Here is a 16598-nt window from a genome sequence, read left to right as displayed (position 1 = left end):
AAACGCTGAATTTTGCCGCGATTTGTCCTATAATCGCGCCCGCCGCAATCCCATTTCCGTTCTTCACTAGGAATCACTGACACATGCTAATTCTGAATGGCAGCGCTGCCCACTCTGATTTTCGCCTCCGCAAGTTACTGAGACTGATCCAGCTTGAGCTGCCCCAGGTCACTGCACTGACGTCGGCTTATGTCCACCTGGCTGAGTGTGACCATGAACTTAACGACGATGAATTACAGGTGTTGGAGCAACTGCTTCACTATGGCAGCTGGCCGGAAGATGATGCAGAGGCAGCCGCACAAGGCGTAAGCCGGGTAGTTGTACCGCGCCCGGGTACGATCTCGCCCTGGTCCAGTAAAGCCACTGACATAGCCCACAACAGTGGTCTGTCGGCCATCCGTCGACTGGAGCGTGGTATTCAGTGGCTGGTGACTGTTGATGCGCCATTGTCGGACGAGGAGCTGCTTCAACTGGATGGTTATCTGCATGACAAGATGACCCAGGCGGTGATGAACGAAGTGGAAGCCGCAGCCTGCCTGTTTGAGCACGCCAGCCCCAAACCGATGACCTCGATTGATATTCTCGAGCAGGGCCGCCCGGCGCTGGAGCAGGCTAACCAGACCCTGGGCCTGGCCCTGGCTGATGATGAAATGGATTACCTGGTGGATGCTTTCAAGGGGCTGGACCGCAACCCCAATGATGTCGAGCTGATGATGTTTGCCCAGGCCAACTCGGAGCATTGCCGTCACAAGATTTTCAATGCGGACTGGACCATCGATGGCCAGCCACAGGATCGTTCATTGTTTGCCATGATCCGGCATACGCACGAACAGTCGCCAGACAATGTACTGTCGGCATACAAAGACAATGCCGCAGTCATGACGGGATCGGTGGCCGGACGTTTCTTCCCGCAGCCATTGACCCACGAATATGCCTATCACGAAGAACCCATCCACATCCTGATGAAAGTGGAGACGCACAACCATCCGACCGCGATTGCCCCGTACCCCGGCGCTGCGACAGGCAATGGCGGTGAGATTCGTGACGAGGGGGCAACCGGTATCGGTGCCAAGCCGAAAGCCGGCCTTTGCGGTTTCAGTGTTTCCAACCTGAAATTGCCTGACTTTCCCCGTCCCTGGGAAGAAGATTTTGGCAAGCCTGGCCATATCGTATCTGCCCTGGATATCATGATTGAAGGCCCGATTGGCGCAGCGGCGTTTAATAATGAATTTGGCCGTCCCAACCTTTGTGGTTATTTCCGTACCTATGAAGAACTGGTGCCAACAGCGAAAGCCGCTGCCAATGATGCCACGGGTAAAGAAGTACGCGGGTATCACAAGCCCATCATGATTGCCGGTGGCCTGGGTAATATCCGTGAATCTCATGTTGAGAAGAAAACCTTTGATAAAGGGGCCAAACTGGTAGTGCTGGGTGGTCCGGCCATGCTGATTGGCCTGGGTGGCGGCGCCGCCTCATCCATGGCTGCGGGTACAGGTTCGGCGGACCTGGATTTCGCTTCCGTACAACGTGAGAACCCGGAGATTGAACGCCGCTGTCAGGAAGTGATCGACCGTTGCTGGCAGCTTGGTGATGATAACCCCATCGCCTTTATTCATGATGTCGGTGCCGGTGGTCTTTCTAATGCCTTGCCGGAACTGGTCAAGGACGGTGAGCGCGGCGGTCGTTTCTCCCTGCGCGCCATCCCCAATGCCGAAACCGGTATGTCACCCCTGGAAATCTGGTGTAACGAAGCACAGGAACGCTACGTGCTGGCTATCACACCCGAGCATCTGGAACAGTTCGCGACCATTTGTGAGCGTGAGCGCTGTCCTTATGCGGTAGTGGGCGAGGCTGACTCGGAAATGCATATCAGCCTGGAAGATGAGCACTTTGCCAATCGTCCTATTGATTTGCCGATGTCTGTGCTATTTGGCAAGCCACCAAAAATGCATCGTGACGTTGTGCACGAGGAGGTGGCACTGACGCCACTGGATACGGCTCAGATTGATCTGCCGGAAGCGATTGAACGTGTGTTGAGTCTGCCAGCGGTGGCCAGCAAGAATTTCCTGATTACCATTGGTGACAGAACCGTCACCGGCCTGGTCAGTCGCGACCAGATGGTCGGTCCCTGGCAAGTTCCTGTTTCTGATGTAGCGGTAACCGCAGCGTCCTTTGACAGTTACAAGGGTGAAGCCATGGCCATGGGTGAGCGGACGCCGCTGGCGCTGATTGATGCGCCGGCATCGGGCCGAATGGCGATTGCCGAGGCAGTCACCAATATTGCATCCGCATCAATCAGTGATATCAGTGATATCAAGCTGTCTGCCAACTGGATGGTTGCAGCAGGGCACCCGGGCGAAGACGCGAAACTCTATGACACCGTCAAGGCGGTTGGCATGGAACTGTGCCCGGCACTGGGGATTTGTGTCCCTGTCGGCAAGGACTCCATGTCCATGCGTACCGTCTGGGAAGAAGATGGCAAGAAAAAAAGCAACACGGCACCATTGTCATTGGTGATTTCAGCTTTTGCGCCCGTTAACGACATTCGCAAGACGGTGACACCGCAGTTGAAAATAACTGAGGGTGAAGAGTCGGAGCTGCTGTTGATTGATCTGGGGCGGGGTAAAAACCGTATGGGTGGATCGGCACTGGCTCAGGTTTATCGTGAACTGGGTGCGGTTGCCGCTGACCTGGAACACCCGGAAGACCTGCGTAATTTCTTTGCCCTGATTCAGCAGTTAAAGCAGGATGATCTGTTGCTGGCCTATCACGACCGTTCTGACGGTGGCATGCTGGCCACGATTGCCGAAATGGCGTTTGCCGGTCATTGTGGCGTCGATATTCAGTTATCTGAGCTGCTCAATGATGACTCGGGTGTTATCGATGTGCTGTTCAGTGAAGAACTTGGTGCAGTCATCCAGGTCAACAAGAAATCCCTCAATGCCGTCCTGAGCCGCATCGAAGAATTCTCGCTCTCTGATTGCACGGCGACAGTGGGCCGGGTGGTACCGGGCGATGAAATTCGCATATTCAATGCGGGCAAATTACTGCAGGAAGGCAGCCGTACCAAATGGCAACAAGTCTGGTCGCGCACCAGCTACGAAATTCAGGCATTGCGGGATAACCCCGACTGTGCGACCCAGGAATTCGAGCGCATCGCTGACCCCAAAGACACCGGGTTGTTTGCCCGACTGGACTTTGATGTCAACGAAGACGTGGCCGCACCGTTTATCAATACCGGAGCCAAACCGGCAGTTGCTGTGTTGCGCGAGCAAGGTGTGAATGGCCATGTCGAAATGGCAGCTGCATTTGACCGGGCCGGCTTCAGTGCCGTGGATGTGCACATGAGCGATCTGGTGTCGGGTCGCCGTCACCTGGATGATTTCAACATGCTGGTGGCTTGCGGTGGCTTCTCCTACGGTGACGTACTGGGTGCCGGGGGTGGCTGGGCCAAGTCCATCCTCTTCAATCCGGCGTTGCGCGATCAGTTTGCCGCGTTCTTTGCCCGGCAGACCACGTTGTCACTGGGTGTCTGTAATGGCTGTCAGATGCTGTCGCATTTGCACGAATTGATTCCTGGCGCCGAGAACTGGCCGAGTTTTGAGCGTAACCGTTCTGAACAATTTGAAGCTCGCCTGAGCCTGGTGAAAGTCACTGACAGTCCCTCAGCACTGTTTCAGGGAATGAAAGGGTCGGTCTTCCCGATTGCCGTGGCGCATGGTGAAGGTCGTGCGCAATTCCATAATTCTGAACAGCTGGCGGCACTGAAAGCCGTGTCGGGCATTTCTGCACAATATGTGGATGCCCAGGGAAGTGTCACAGAACATTACCCTGAAAACCCCAACGGATCGCCTGGAGGCATCAGCAGTGTTTGCAGCAAAGACGGTCGTGTTACGATTATGATGCCGCATCCGGAACGTGTGTTCCGGGCCGCACAGCACTCCTGGCAGCCCAAAGGCTGGCAGGAAGATGCACCAGCCATGCGGCTGTTTCGTAATGCCCGGGCCTGGCTGAAATAACCACAGATTGCTTGCTTATGCTGAAACTGACATTTTTTGTACCGGAAGATCATGCTGAAAGCGTCAAGCAGGCCGTGTTTGACGCCGGGGCAGGGCGTATCGGTGATTATGAGCACTGTGCCTGGCAATGCCTGGGCACAGGTCAGTTTCGTCCCATGCAAGGTGCCAACCCTTTCCTTGGTAAAGTAGGTGACCTGGAGACTGCGCCTGAGCTGAGAGTGGAGATGGTTTGCGAAGACCACTGCATCGAAGCTGTCATCAAGGCGTTAAAATCTGCACACCCATTCGAAGAGCCTGCCTACGACGTCATTCAGGTCCTTGACCTCTAACGCTGTCTCCGCTGACATGGGTTGCCCTGCGGAAGCGGAATCAGTCATTTCTGAGACAACCATCAAACGACATATATTTCTGCATCAATAGCGTGCACTGTCACATTTCTGAACGTATTCACCTGTCATTGGGCTCGCTTTGGCGTATGCGTGTCACACTATGTTGCAAATAGTAATACGTGTGCCTATGATGCACCTTGTAGCGATAAGGCTACTGTCAAGGGGAATTCAGGCAGCATATAGATAAATGATGACATTCGGCAGGATGGCAGGATGGTGCATTTATAGATAGGTTGCTTGAGACAAACGCTGAAGGAATACTGAAGGATCAGTGATAGCTCGGGCGTTGACACAGAATTCAGTTCAACCGCCGACCCCGATCAAGGATGTTGCAGGATGCAGCAGGACGCACTGGCCAGGCAAGGACGCATCGGCCGACGTTTGAGGTGATTCTGGCTCTTAACTCTCACCTCACACCTTTCATCTCCCGCCTTAACTTTCCGACTGGCTGACACAGTCCATATCCACCTGTCGGTCGTCACCGTAGTTCACATCAAACATTCTCACCGGATACCTGGCATTGACACGGTCTGCAAAGAATTGCTGCAGGGTATTTTTAACCACCGCAAAAGCGATGTTATCCCATGGGATTTCATGTTCACTGAACAGGGCAACTTCCAGGCTTTCCTCTCCAGCATCAAAGTCCGGACTTTGCATGTCAGCCAGAAAGAAAAAATAAACCTGGTTGATGTGATGCAGGTTATACAGTGAGTACAGGCGGCAATGCGCCGCTGGTATGGTGACGCCGGCTTCCTCTTCGGTTTCTCGCAGCGCGCCTTCCAGCGTGGTCTCACCATTTTCCATGAACCCGGCGGGAAGGGTCCAGAGACCTTTACGTGGTTCAATAGCGCGCCGGCACAGCAACACCTTGTCCTGCCAGACGGGCAGCGTGCCAACAATGTTGTTGGGGTTCTGATAATAGATGTTGTCGCAGGTCAGACAGCAATAACGAAGTTTATTGTCACCCGCGGGTATGTGGTGGGTGATTGGGGCGGCGCATTGTGGGCAGAACTTCATGGTCTCTCAGTCACTGCCAGCTGTTGGGCGTTGGCAGGGGTTTGATTAATGGGGTTTGTTTCCTTTCCAGGAATGATCCTGGGGAAACGATAGAATATCAGCACTGCGCTGGTTTTGTCCTCGCTGATTTTCTTTGTTGAGCAAGTCTTCGGGCTGGTGAAGCGAGTGATGTAACTCCGAGAAGCTGCTGTACATCATGTCAGAGAGCCGGAGATAGGCGGTGGCTGGATTGCGGGCGCGTCGTAATTCCATGTTGATGCGAAAGAGTAATCCTTCCAGGCGGCGGCGTGAACTGTCGGGGCAGGAGTCGAGGAAGTCATCACTGAGGCGCTGCCGTAACCGGGTCAGCGCCTCCGGGTCTTTCTGGTTGATGTCGATCAGGGTATCAAAGTCGGGTAGCTCAACTTTGTGGTCGTCATCGGGTTTCTTCGCCATGGCCTCATATCCTGTTTATCTCGCAGTGCAAGCGAAATTGCTTGGATGTAATAAAGGCTTCAACCTGTTGTAACCGCTGATCAGTCGCTTTCAGTTCCGTCAGGCAGTTTTCAATATCCTGCTTGCGCTGCTCCCTGGAGACGGCTTCTTCGGTTGCATAGCGGCCATAATCTGCCGCATTACCTTGTTTACCCTTCCTTTTTTGGCCAATTTTGGGTTCTTTGTCAAGTACTATCCATAAAATGACGTAAGTCCAGAAAGCCACCGGGCCGAGCACAAACAGAGCCAGCAGTGTTGCCAGGCGAACAAAAAACGTGGAAACCCCCAGGTAATTTGCCAGGCCCGCGCAGACACCGGCAAGGCGGACATTACGACGGCTTCGGTAGAGTGGGCGGTTTATCCGGAAGCCTTCCCGGGACTGCGTTTCACCATGATAAAGCGGGTCGTTGGGGTCGGTTTCATAGGCTTCATTGGCGTACATGTCTTCCTCCGTGCCCCTGTCAGGGCGAGGGCGTCCGTTGGCGGCACTATCTTCCGTGTTGTCACTGGCAGAGCGGCTTGTTCTGTCCGTGTATCCACCACCGGATTTAACGGTTCTGTTAATGGATGCCTGGATGCGGGCAGCCCTGTCGTCATCCTGCAGCAGCCAATACACGACCAGATAAGCGATGACCAGCACCGGTGAAACGATACAGGCAATACAGTAGATCACACGGACCAGGGCGGGTGGCACATCCAGGTAGCGGGCCAGCCCGGCACAGACACCCAGCACCTTGCGGTTGGCCCGGTCCAGTCTCAGAGGACGAGACTGGTTGGGGCGTGGGCCTTGTGCGCTGTCAGAGGCTGACTCAGTCATGTTGTTCCCTCCAGCCAGGTATCTCAGCATCGAGAATGGACTCCAGCGTGTCGATGCGTTGATTCATTCGGTCCGCCATCTGTGTCAGCTCCGCCAGCGTGCATGCCTGTTCTGCTTCCGGCAGCTTCTTTTCCTTGCGACGGTAGATCAGCACGACCCAGATAGTGACAAAGGTGCCACCAATGGCGACCAGTGAGATGACAAATTCGAAGAATTCCATGACGGGTCCTTACTTTTTATTTAGCTTGGCTTTGATATCTTCCAGCTCCTGGTCAATCTTCTCCTGATTGGCCAGTTCCTCGAATTCATCCGCCAGACCGCGTTGTTTGAGGTTCATGCTGTCAACCTGACCTTCCATCAGATCGATCTTGCGCTCGTAATATTCGAACTTGTGCATGGCGCTGTCAATGTTCACATCATGCAGCTTCTGATTAACGTCCACACGCGACTGCGCAGCAGTGGTTCGCATCAGTAATGTTTTCTGACGAGCACGGGCATCAGTCAGCTTGGCCTGCAGCTGCTCTATCTCTACAGTGAGCTTGTCCAGCGTCATGTCCAGCTTGCTGAGTTCCTCTTCCAGGGCGGCAACGGTTTCCAGCACCGAGTTCTTTTCGATCAGAGCCGCGCGGGCCAGATCTTCGCGTTCCTTGCCCAGAGCCAGCTCTGCTTTGCTTTCCCAGTCAGCAGCCTGCTGACGCAAACGGTCGATGCGGCGATTGACTGTTTTCTTCTCAGCAATGACCTTGGCGGTACTGCTGCGAACTTCGACCAGGGTTTCTTCCATTTCCTGGATCATCATACGGATCATTTTCTCCGGGTTCTCCGCCTTGTCCAGAATGGCGCTGATATTGGAGTTAATGATGTCACTTAAACGAGAGAAGATTCCCATGTTCTATTCCTCTATCTCTAAATACATAGTCGATGACCATTCATCGAGTTATTGGGGTCTGTCGCAATAGACAGAGCAGGATGTGTGCCAAAAACTTTAAAAATAATTAAGTTATTGAATTTGTTAAATTTTAAAATATAGGCAGGGTTAAGTCCTATCCAGGTGTTGGTGGTCTGAGCCAACAAGTGGTATTTTTCGCAACATCTTGGTCGAACCCTGGAGTGACCCATGTCGTCGGAACCACAGTTACCCCGCATGATAGGCGAATCCGCCTGTTTTTTGGAGATGCAGGAACATGTGTCCCGTGTAGCCCCACTGCACAAGCCCGTGCTGATTGTCGGAGAGCGCGGCACAGGTAAGGAACTGATTGCCTCCAGACTGCATTACCTGTCATCGCGCTGGCAAAATAACTACCTGAAAATTAACTGTGCTGCGCTGAACGAATCGTTACTCGATGCGCAGTTGTTTGGCCATGAAAGCGGTGCTTTTACAGGTGCCAGTGGTCAGCGCAAAGGTGTATTCGAGCGGGCACACGGTGGTACGTTGTTTCTGGACGAACTGGCCAATACCTCGCTGGCTGTGCAGGAAAAGATACTGCGGGTGATTGAATACGGTGAATTTGAACGCCTGGGCGGATCCCAGACGATTCAGGTAGACGTGAGGCTGATCGCGGCCACCAATGAAGACCTACCAGCATTAGGCCGGGCAGGGAAGTTCCGGGAAGACCTGATTGACCGGCTGGCGTTCGACGTGATCACCTTGCCGCCGCTGCGTGAGCGGGCTGAAGATATCATGGTACTTGCCGAACACTATGCGGTATTGATGGCCAAAGAGCTGGATCATGAATTATTTGCCGGGTTCAGTGATGAAGTACAGGAGCAACTGCTGGAGCATGCCTGGCCTGGTAATGTCAGGGAGTTGAAGAACGTGGTGGAGCGTGCGGTATACCAGCACCCTGGAATGGTTGTAGAGTCGCTGGTCTTCAATCCCTTTGCTTCTCCCTGGCGACCGAAGCTGTCACCTGCCCGGCAGATGGAATGCGCTGAGGAAGAGAAGAACCGGCCCAGCGAGGCGGCGCAAACGGAGAAAAGCGATGAGAGCACACTGACGGCAGCTGGCTGGACCGGTAAACCCATGGATTTCAGGCAACATTTGCAGGATTATGAAATTGATCTGCTTCGCAAGGCGATGGAACATTGCCAGTTTAATCAGCGCAAGACGGCGGAGTTCCTGAACCTGAGTTATCACCAGTTACGTGGTTACCTGAGAAAGTACGATTTGTTGCCGTAAAATAGCAGAGAGATAACCCTGGCATGGATTTGCAGTTCCCTGACATCAATTATTTATATCTGCTGGCGTTGGTAACGTCGCTGGCGCTGGCTCTGTTTACGCATAGTCTGGTGAAGTCGTCCGGTATACGTTTGTGGTTGACCGTCATTTACGGTTTTTCCCTGTGGACGCTGGGCGAACTGCTTGCTAATAGCGGTACGACGCTGGCGTGGCAATTAGGTTTTCAGCGCCTGGTTCATGCCGGTGTGCTGGTGTCAGTGACGGGCTGGTTATTGTTCGCTCTGCATTATGCGGGCTACGGTCGCCTGATCAGTCGCAAGACAGCGCCATTATTGTGACATTTGCCACGCATCAGTTTCAGTTCCTGACATTGGCACCGGTTGCCCGGGATCAGGTGTTTGACAGTATTTCGACCAGTGTTGCCATTACCAATAATCAGTGGCGTATTACTGATGTGAACCCGGCTTTTTGCATTGCCTTTGATGTTGAGGCCACGATGTTGATCGGTTGCCATTTGCCAACGCTGATCAGCGAAAAATACGATCGGCGGGAAGCGGAAATGGCATCCGGCAGTTTACATGGCCGGCTGGTAACTAACGATGGGATGCGCCATTTCGATGTCAGCTCTTTGCCTGTGCTCGATAATCGTCGCAAACAGCTGGGACACCTGGTCATGCTGCAGGATGTCACTCTGGTACAAAAGGCACTGCAAGAAATTGACCGCCTGGCTAAAGAAAACAGCCAAGGTGAAGAAACGGTGTCAGAGCGTCAACTCAAGCTGCTGGATAATGGCGGATGACTGTGCAGGATCTGTGGTTGTTACCTTTACCAGATATGTCGCTGGAGTTGCTGCTGGAGCGGGAAGGGCATGTCCTGGCTGAGGCAGAAAAGGCGCAGCTGGATAATAAGCGTCTGCCCAAGGGTAAACATATGTATGCCTTCACCCGCATTGCCTTGCGTCATGTGTTAAGCCGCTATGAGACTCATGTGGCACCTGGTGAGTGGCAGTTTTCCCGAAAAAGTGCCGGGAAACCCATAATAGGATGGCCGGAAAGTTCCCTGCATTTTAACCTGACCCATGCTGATGACTTGCTGGTGATCGCTGTCTGCAATCATGCCGAAGTGGGGGTGGATGTTGAGGCGCTCGACAGAGAGGTGGATGTCATGGCCCTGTCTGTTCGTTACTATCAGCCGCAGGAGATCCGTGCACTGAGTGCCATGTCCGAAGAGTCAGCGAGACGTCATCGGTTTCTGACGCTCTGGACCCTGAAGGAAGCTGCTGTTAAAGCCACAGGCAAAGGCCTCTCGCGCGCACTGCGCGACTTCAGTTTTACGCTGCAGGCACCAGGGAGTATTCAGGTTGAGCAGATTGGCGAAGCCGGGCAAGTTGCTGTACAGGGTAAAGAGCATGGTAATGAACATGGTAAAGAACAGTGCACTGAACCGGTTGATGAGCAGATCAATGAACAGGAGCTGTACCCTGAGTTCTGGACTTTTACCTGGCTGGACTATTTGCTGTCGACCGCAATGCTGCGGCCAGCAAAGCTGTCTGAAGCATCTGCAGCCTCAAAAACCAGCCTGGCTGACTGGCGCTGCTTCAGCTGGAAGTGGCCAGACCTGCCAGTTACCGAGACATTGCCATTGCAATGGCACTCCTGATTCTAAACAGGTTGCTCATAACAGGAACCAGTATCAGAGGTCGCTGTCGTCATCACCGACATCACTGTGATCAGGCTGGTGTTGCCACATGCGTACGGTACGAATCACGTTGTCTTTTACCTGGATAATCTCGGCACGATAGGGCCCGATCCTGATCCCGATCGGGGATTCAGGAATGGTTTCCAGCACCTCGACCAGTAAGCCATTCAGGGTTCTTGCATTGTCAGCGCTCAGTTCCCAGCCCAGGTGTCGATTCACTTCGCGCAAGGTGGCACTGCCATCGATCAGGTAACTGCCATCATCCTGAGGATGAATGTCCTGACTGTTGTCGGCCAGGTCGGTCGTGAATTCCCCCACGATCTCTTCCAGCAAATCCTCCAGTGTCACGATACCCATGATATCGCCGTACTCATCGACCACAAACGCCATGCGCTTGCGGTTGGTTTGAAAGTTTACAAGCTGCGTGTGCAGCGGTGTGCTTTCCGGGATGAAGTAGGGTTCATCGATTTCTTCCATCAGGACGTCGAGAGTGATTTCATCATGGCGCACAAATTTGCCCAGACTGCGCATGTGCAGTACGCCTTTGATGTTATCGATATCACCCTCATAAATCGGCAGGCGAGTATGCTGGCTGGTGCTGATCTGGCTGAGAATGTCGCGGATATTGTCTTCAATATCCAGGCCAATGATCTCACTCTTGGGCACCATAATGTCATCCACGGTCACCTTTTCCAGATCCAGTACGTTGAGCAGCATCCCCTGGCCCTGGCCAGGAATTGTGTGGGCTGACTCGTGCACAATGGTACGCAGTTCTTCTGAACTGAGATGCTGGTCATCAGTGGCATCCACCCGCAGGCCCATGGCGCGTATCAGCATGTGAGAAATGCGGTTAGCCATCCACACCAGCGGATACAGCAGTTTCAGGAGCAGTCCCAGCGCCAGGCTGGAGGGGTAGGCAATGCGTTCCGGATACAGGGCCGCAACTGTTTTCGGGGTGATTTCAGCGAATACCAGGATAACAATGGTCAGCAACGCCGTGGTCATCACGGTTTCCGGGTTACCGAAAATCTGAATGGCCAACGTGGTGGCAATGGAAGCCGACAGCAGGTTAACAAAGTTATTGCCGATCAGAATCACGCCCAGCAGTTTATCGGGCGCTTCCAGTAACCGCGAAACGCGCATGGCACCCGCGTGCTTTTGCCGGGCCATGTGTTTCAGACGGTAGCGGTTGATGGACATCATGCTCGTTTCCGAGCTGGAGAAGTAGGCCGAAGCCAGAACCAACAGAATAAGTAAGCCAAATAAAAAGGCCGTGGACGAGTCAGCGTCCATAGGGACGTTATCCTCCCAGGATAAATTCAATAACTGCTTTTGAGCCGTAAAAACCCAGTAGCAGGCAAACGAAACCAGTCAATGTACCGCGAATGGCTGTATTGCCACGCCAGCCTAGCTGATGTCGGCCCCATAATAATACGGCAAACACCAGCCATGCGAGTATGGAAAAGAACATTTTGTGAATCAGCCCTTGCTCGGTCCAGCTTTGCGCGAAGGCAAAACCGGCGATGATGCCGACGGTCAGCAGTATTTGTGTCAGCCATAGCAACTCAAACAGCAGCTTCTCCATGTCCTGCAGAGGCGGGAAGCGGCGAATGACGGCTGTTGGATGGTGGTTGCGCAGCTGATAATTCTGGAAGGCCAGAAACGCTGACTGCAGAGCTGCCAGTGCGGCAAAACTGTAGGCCAGGACCGATACCAGGATATGGAAGAAAACATCACCGGACATTTGCTGAGGTGGATACTGGCTTTGGAAAATCAGTGAAACCAGGGTAATCAAAGCGGTGATTGGCAATACGCCAAGGATCAGATCACCTAACGGGCGCCTGGCATTGGTAATCAAGGCAATCGTGGCCAGGGCGGCGCTGATGAGTACACTGACCTCTATGACACCGAAATGATAGCCGTCGACCTTCACCATCAGAAACCAGGCCTGAACAAACTGTGCGGCCGCGCCCAGTCCGCCGACCAGCAAGGTGGGAAAACCCGCACGCGTGCGAGCGGTGCCAGCCTGTTTGATCATGTTGGCATGCAATCCGGTGGCGAACAGGTAGAGAATGATTGCAGCAATGCCTGACAGCGTCGTAATAGGCATGGTGTTTGTTGAGAATCCTTTTCATTACTATTTGGCGCAACAGCCAAGTGTCGCACAACTCTGCGGCCGCTTGAAGTGATTTTTTAGCAAGCCGACGTGTTTGTCAGGGGTCTGAGCCAGGTTCGCGTAATCAGCTATTGTTCATTGCGGCCATGATAGCGATAATATACCGTTTTACTTGCCCAGAATTCCTCAGAGGTTATACCAGATGTTTGACAATTTGACCGAACGACTCTCGGGAGCGCTTCGAAAGATCAGCGGTAAAGCGACGCTGACCGAAAACAATATCGAAGAAGCCCTGCGTGAAGTGCGACGAGCCTTGCTGGAGGCGGACGTTGCGCTGCCAGTGGTCAAGTCGTTTATCGATCAGGTCAAGCTGCGCGCGGTAGGTCAGGAAGTCTCCCAGAGCCTGAATCCAGGCCAGGCATTTATCAAGATTGTCGAGGCCGAGCTGATTTCGGTCATGGGCAATGCCAACGAAAAACTGGATCTGAACGCCCAGCCACCAGCCGTGGTGTTAATGGCTGGTCTGCAGGGTGCGGGTAAAACGACCACCGTGGCCAAACTGGCGCGCCTGCTGAAACAGGATCAGAAAAAATCGGTAATGGTGGTCAGTGCCGACGTTTATCGTCCGGCAGCGATCAAGCAGCTGGAAACGCTGGCAGCTGAAGTGGATGTCCGGTTCTTTGCTTCGGATATCTCGCAAAAGCCGGAAGACATTGTCAAAGCCGCGGTCGCTGAGGCCAAGAAAGCCTTTATTGATGTGCTGCTGGTGGATACCGCCGGTCGACTCGCCATCGATGAAGACATGATGGCGGAAATCAGCAACCTGCATAAGGTGCTGAACCCGGTAGAGACGCTGTTCGTGGTTGATGCCATGACCGGTCAGGACGCGGCGGTCACGGCCAAAGCCTTCCACGAAGCCCTGCCGCTGACCGGTGTGGTGCTGACCAAGGCAGATGGCGATGCTCGCGGTGGTGCAGCACTGTCGGTGCGCGAAATCACTGGCAAGCCGATCAAGTTTATCGGTGTCAGTGAGAAGATTGATGGTCTGGAGCCGTTTTATCCGGATCGTATTGCGTCGCGTATTCTGGGCATGGGCGACATGCTGTCGCTGATTGAAGAAGCCGAACGTAAAGTCGACAAGAAAAAAGCTGAGCGACTGGCAGGCAAGTTCAAAAAGGGCAAGTCTTTCGATCTGGAAGATTTCCGTGAGCAGCTGCAACAGATGACCAACATGGGCGGCATGGCCAGCATCATGGAGAAAATGCCGGGTATGGGCATGTTGCCACCTGGCGCCGCGGCCAATGTCGACGAAAGCCAGTTCAAGCGCATGGAGGCCATCATTAACTCCATGACGCCAAAAGAGCGGCGTAGCCCCGATACGGTCCTTAATGGCTCGCGCAAGCGTCGCATCTGCCAGGGCTCAGGCACCCAGATTCAGGACCTGAACCGTCTGCTGAAGCAGCATAAACAGATGCAGAAAATGATGAAGAAGATGAAAAGTGGTGCCCTGGCCAACATGATGCGTGGGCTGGGTGGCATGAAAGGCCCGGGCGGTTTTCCGGGCGCAGGGGGTCCACCGCGCTTTTGATGGAATATCTGATATAATAGCTGAGTCGAGTCCGTACAGGACAATAAGTGGCCGTTAAGTGAGAAAAAAACTGAAAGTTTTCTTCCAACTGACGGCCATTTCGCTTAGAATACCGCACTTTTTCCGGCACAGGGTCGGAAATTACCCGTTTTCGTACGAAAAATACTAGTTTAGGAAGAGTAGTCTATGGTCACAATTCGACTGGCTCGTGGCGGCGCCAAGAAAAAGCCTTTTTACCACATTACAGTAACCGATTCGCGTAATTCACGTGACGGCCGCTTCATTGAGCGCGTTGGTTTTTTCAATCCGGTTGCACGTGGTAAAGAAGAAGGCCTGCGTCTGGACCTGGAGCGTGTTAACTACTGGGTTGGCCAGGGTGCACAGCCAAGCGAGCGCGTTGCCAAGCTGATCAAAGAAGCCAGCAATACTGCCAGCACAGAGGCTTAATCAGCCTTTACGCTGACCGGTTCGGGAGACGAGGGTGGCGCAGGATTCCATTTGCCTGGGGCGCATAGGCGCACCACATGGCATCAAAGGCTGGGTGAAGCTGATTTCATTTACCCAGCCTCGCGAGAATCTGCTGCAATATGCCAAGTTTTCCGGGCAGCTTGACGGGCGAACCATCGCACTGAAACTGGATGGCAGTCGTCCGCAAGGCAAGGGTCTGGTTGGTCATTTTACCGGCTACGATACGCCGGAAGAGGCCAGGGTTTTGACCCATATGGAATTGCATGTTCCGTCTGAGGTATTACCTGAGCTGGATGCCGGTGAGTTTTACTGGCATCAATTGACGGGGCTGAAGGTGATCAATCAGCAACAGGAATTCCTGGGTGTGATTGACCGCTTGCTCGAGACCGGCGCGAATGATGTGCTGGTAGTCAGTCCGGTTCGTGATAGCCGTGGTTCGGGCGATAGCCTGGATGGCAGTGATCACAGCATTGGCGGCAGTATTGATGATCAGGAGCGACTGATTCCCTGGTTGCCCGATCAGCTCGATGTCAAAGTGGATCTGGACAAACAGGAAGTAACGCTCGATTGGCCGTCAGATTATCTGACACAGGACTGACTGTTACAGGAGTGAGTCCATGCAGATCGGCATTGTTTCGCTGTTCCCCGAGATGTTTCGGGCCGTGACAGACTTTGGTATCACGGGGCGAGCATACCGGCAGGCGCTGTACACATTGCAGTGCCACAGCCCGCGGGACTTTGCCACTGATCGGCATCGCACGGTAGATGACAAGCCGTTTGGCGGCGGTGCCGGCATGCTGATGAAAACGGGGCCATTGCAGGCAGCGATTGCAGCCGCCCGACAATGGCAGGATAACAGGCCGACGGTGATTTACATGTCACCCCAGGGCCGAAAGCTGGACCAGAGCGGAGTGACCGAGCTGGCGCAGCGCAAGAACCTGGTGATCGTCTGCGGACGTTATCAGGGGATTGATGAACGAATTTTACAGTCCGAGATCGATGAAGAATGGTCGGTCGGAGACTACGTCACCAGCGGCGGCGAACTGCCGGCCATGGTGATGCTGGATAGTGTTATCCGGTACTTGCCGGGCGCACTGGGGCATGAAGATTCGGCGGGACTCGACTCCTTTGCCAAAGCCTCGGAAGACGCACCGACCTTGCTGGATTGCCCGCGCTACACCCGGCCGCAAACCTACGAAGGGGAGGCGGTGCCAGAGGTACTGTTGAGCGGGGATCATGAAAGAATACGACGCTGGCAGTTAAAGCAGCGTTTGGGCAGGACCTGGTTAAAACGGCCTGACTTGCTGGCACAGCAGACGCTGGATACAGAAAGTCAGACCTTGTTGAATGAATTTATTAGCGAACTGGAGACCTGAGGTTGTTCCGCTGCGAATACAGGCAGCACAGCGCAGGAATCTGATACGGGAGTATGGCAATGAGCAAGCACATTGATATGATCGAAAAAGAACAGATGAACAAGGAAATCCCGGCTTTCGGTCCTGGTGATACTGTCGTCGTTCAGGTAAAAATCAAAGAAGGCGATCGTGAGCGTCTGCAGGCTTTTGAAGGCGTTGTCATTGGCAAGCGCAATCGTGGCCTGAACTCTGCTTTCACGGTTCGTAAAATTTCTCACGGTGTTGGTGTTGAGCGTACTTTCCAGACGTACAGCCCGCTGGTTGACAGTGTAGCCCTGAAGCGTCGTGGTGATGTGCGTCAAGCCAAGCTCTACTACCTGCGTGACCTGTCTGGTCGTGCGGCACGTATTGCTGAGAAGCTGGACAAGAAAGTCAGCTAATCTGACTTTTGATTTGCCAGGTCGCTTGGCGACCCGGG

The 16598-nt window shown here is 53.7% G+C and carries 18 protein-coding genes; 11 read left to right on the top strand and 7 right to left on the bottom strand.

Annotation, left to right across the window (positions count from 1 at the left end; genetic code table 11):
* Nucleotides 1-83: 83 nt before the first annotated feature.
* The gene (gene purL, locus PSCS_RS10670; protein WP_068812095.1) at nucleotides 84-4019 is read left to right on the top strand and encodes a phosphoribosylformylglycinamidine synthase; all 3936 of its coding nucleotides are present in this window, start codon (nucleotides 84-86) and stop codon (nucleotides 4017-4019) included.
* A 17-nt stretch (nucleotides 4020-4036) separates the two neighbouring features.
* Nucleotides 4037-4348 carry a Nif3-like dinuclear metal center hexameric protein gene (locus PSCS_RS10665; RefSeq protein WP_068812094.1) on the top strand — a complete coding sequence of 104 codons (312 nt, stop codon included), beginning with the start codon at nucleotides 4037-4039 and terminating at the stop codon, nucleotides 4346-4348.
* Nucleotides 4349-4840: 492 nt separating this feature from the next.
* Here the strand turns inward: PSCS_RS10665 and PSCS_RS10660 are convergent, their stop codons facing one another.
* From PSCS_RS10660 to pspA, 5 genes are read right to left on the bottom strand one after another with little or no spacing between them, the layout of a single operon-like run.
* On the bottom strand, nucleotides 4841-5425 hold the full coding sequence (locus PSCS_RS10660; protein ID WP_068812093.1) for an NUDIX hydrolase: 585 nt from the start codon (nucleotides 5423-5425) through the stop codon (nucleotides 4841-4843).
* 45 nt (nucleotides 5426-5470) lie between these two features.
* Nucleotides 5471-5860: a DUF3135 domain-containing protein gene (locus PSCS_RS10655; RefSeq protein WP_068812092.1), complete on the bottom strand. Its 390-nt coding sequence runs from the start codon at nucleotides 5858-5860 to the stop codon at nucleotides 5471-5473.
* Between the two features lie 4 nt (nucleotides 5861-5864).
* Nucleotides 5865-6716, bottom strand: coding sequence for a PspC domain-containing protein (locus PSCS_RS10650; protein WP_068812091.1), 852 nt, complete (start codon nucleotides 6714-6716; stop codon nucleotides 5865-5867).
* Nucleotides 6709-6936, bottom strand: coding sequence for an envelope stress response membrane protein PspB (gene pspB, locus PSCS_RS10645; RefSeq protein ID WP_068812090.1), 228 nt, complete (start codon nucleotides 6934-6936; stop codon nucleotides 6709-6711). The genes PSCS_RS10650 and pspB overlap by 8 nt, the downstream gene beginning before the upstream one ends.
* Before the next feature lie 9 nt (nucleotides 6937-6945).
* Nucleotides 6946-7605, bottom strand: a complete 660-nt coding sequence (gene pspA, locus PSCS_RS10640; protein WP_068812089.1) for a phage shock protein PspA — start codon at nucleotides 7603-7605, stop codon at nucleotides 6946-6948.
* A gap of 228 nt (nucleotides 7606-7833) precedes the next feature.
* Between pspA and pspF the strand changes: the two genes are divergently transcribed.
* The 4 genes from pspF to PSCS_RS10620 are packed head-to-tail and all read left to right on the top strand — an operon-like array spanning nucleotide 7834 to nucleotide 10554.
* On the top strand, nucleotides 7834-8895 hold the full coding sequence (gene pspF / locus PSCS_RS10635) for a phage shock protein operon transcriptional activator (protein ID WP_068812088.1): 1062 nt from the start codon (nucleotides 7834-7836) through the stop codon (nucleotides 8893-8895).
* A 23-nt stretch (nucleotides 8896-8918) separates the two neighbouring features.
* Nucleotides 8919-9233, top strand: coding sequence for a histidine kinase N-terminal 7TM domain-containing protein (locus PSCS_RS10630; protein WP_068812087.1), 315 nt, complete (start codon nucleotides 8919-8921; stop codon nucleotides 9231-9233).
* The gene (locus PSCS_RS10625; RefSeq protein WP_068812086.1) at nucleotides 9230-9694 is read left to right on the top strand and encodes a PAS domain-containing protein; all 465 of its coding nucleotides are present in this window, start codon (nucleotides 9230-9232) and stop codon (nucleotides 9692-9694) included. Before PSCS_RS10630 ends, PSCS_RS10625 begins: the two co-directional genes overlap by 4 nt.
* Nucleotides 9691-10554 carry a 4'-phosphopantetheinyl transferase family protein gene (locus PSCS_RS10620; RefSeq protein ID WP_068812085.1) on the top strand — a complete coding sequence of 288 codons (864 nt, stop codon included), beginning with the start codon at nucleotides 9691-9693 and terminating at the stop codon, nucleotides 10552-10554. Before PSCS_RS10625 ends, PSCS_RS10620 begins: the two co-directional genes overlap by 4 nt.
* 33 nt (nucleotides 10555-10587) lie before the next feature.
* Here the strand turns inward: PSCS_RS10620 and PSCS_RS10615 are convergent, their stop codons facing one another.
* On the bottom strand, nucleotides 10588-11886 hold the full coding sequence (locus PSCS_RS10615; protein WP_068812084.1) for an HlyC/CorC family transporter: 1299 nt from the start codon (nucleotides 11884-11886) through the stop codon (nucleotides 10588-10590).
* Between the two features lie 7 nt (nucleotides 11887-11893).
* On the bottom strand, nucleotides 11894-12703 hold the full coding sequence (locus tag PSCS_RS10610) for a cytochrome C assembly family protein (RefSeq protein ID WP_068812083.1): 810 nt from the start codon (nucleotides 12701-12703) through the stop codon (nucleotides 11894-11896).
* A gap of 208 nt (nucleotides 12704-12911) precedes the next feature.
* Between PSCS_RS10610 and ffh the strand changes: the two genes are divergently transcribed.
* The 5 genes from ffh (at nucleotide 12912) to rplS (ending at nucleotide 16560) form a co-directional block, all read left to right on the top strand.
* Nucleotides 12912-14297, top strand: coding sequence for a signal recognition particle protein (ffh, locus tag PSCS_RS10605; protein WP_068812082.1), 1386 nt, complete (start codon nucleotides 12912-12914; stop codon nucleotides 14295-14297).
* 186 nt (nucleotides 14298-14483) lie between these two features.
* A complete protein-coding gene (gene rpsP / locus PSCS_RS10600; RefSeq protein WP_068812081.1) occupies nucleotides 14484-14744 on the top strand; it encodes a 30S ribosomal protein S16 in 261 nt (86 codons plus the stop codon).
* A 34-nt stretch (nucleotides 14745-14778) separates the two neighbouring features.
* A complete protein-coding gene (gene rimM / locus PSCS_RS10595) occupies nucleotides 14779-15363 on the top strand; it encodes a ribosome maturation factor RimM (RefSeq protein WP_068812080.1) in 585 nt (194 codons plus the stop codon).
* Nucleotides 15364-15382: 19 nt separating this feature from the next.
* Nucleotides 15383-16141 carry a tRNA (guanosine(37)-N1)-methyltransferase TrmD gene (gene trmD, locus PSCS_RS10590; RefSeq protein WP_068812079.1) on the top strand — a complete coding sequence of 253 codons (759 nt, stop codon included), beginning with the start codon at nucleotides 15383-15385 and terminating at the stop codon, nucleotides 16139-16141.
* A 59-nt stretch (nucleotides 16142-16200) separates the two neighbouring features.
* The gene (gene rplS, locus PSCS_RS10585) at nucleotides 16201-16560 is read left to right on the top strand and encodes a 50S ribosomal protein L19 (protein WP_068812078.1); all 360 of its coding nucleotides are present in this window, start codon (nucleotides 16201-16203) and stop codon (nucleotides 16558-16560) included.
* Nucleotides 16561-16598: the final 38 nt, after the last annotated feature.

The sequence above is a fragment of the Pseudohongiella nitratireducens genome (genome assembly GCF_001642735.1).
Lineage (GTDB): Bacteria > Pseudomonadota > Gammaproteobacteria > Pseudomonadales > Pseudohongiellaceae > Pseudohongiella > Pseudohongiella nitratireducens.
This window is presented reverse-complemented; position numbering and strand designations above follow the sequence as displayed.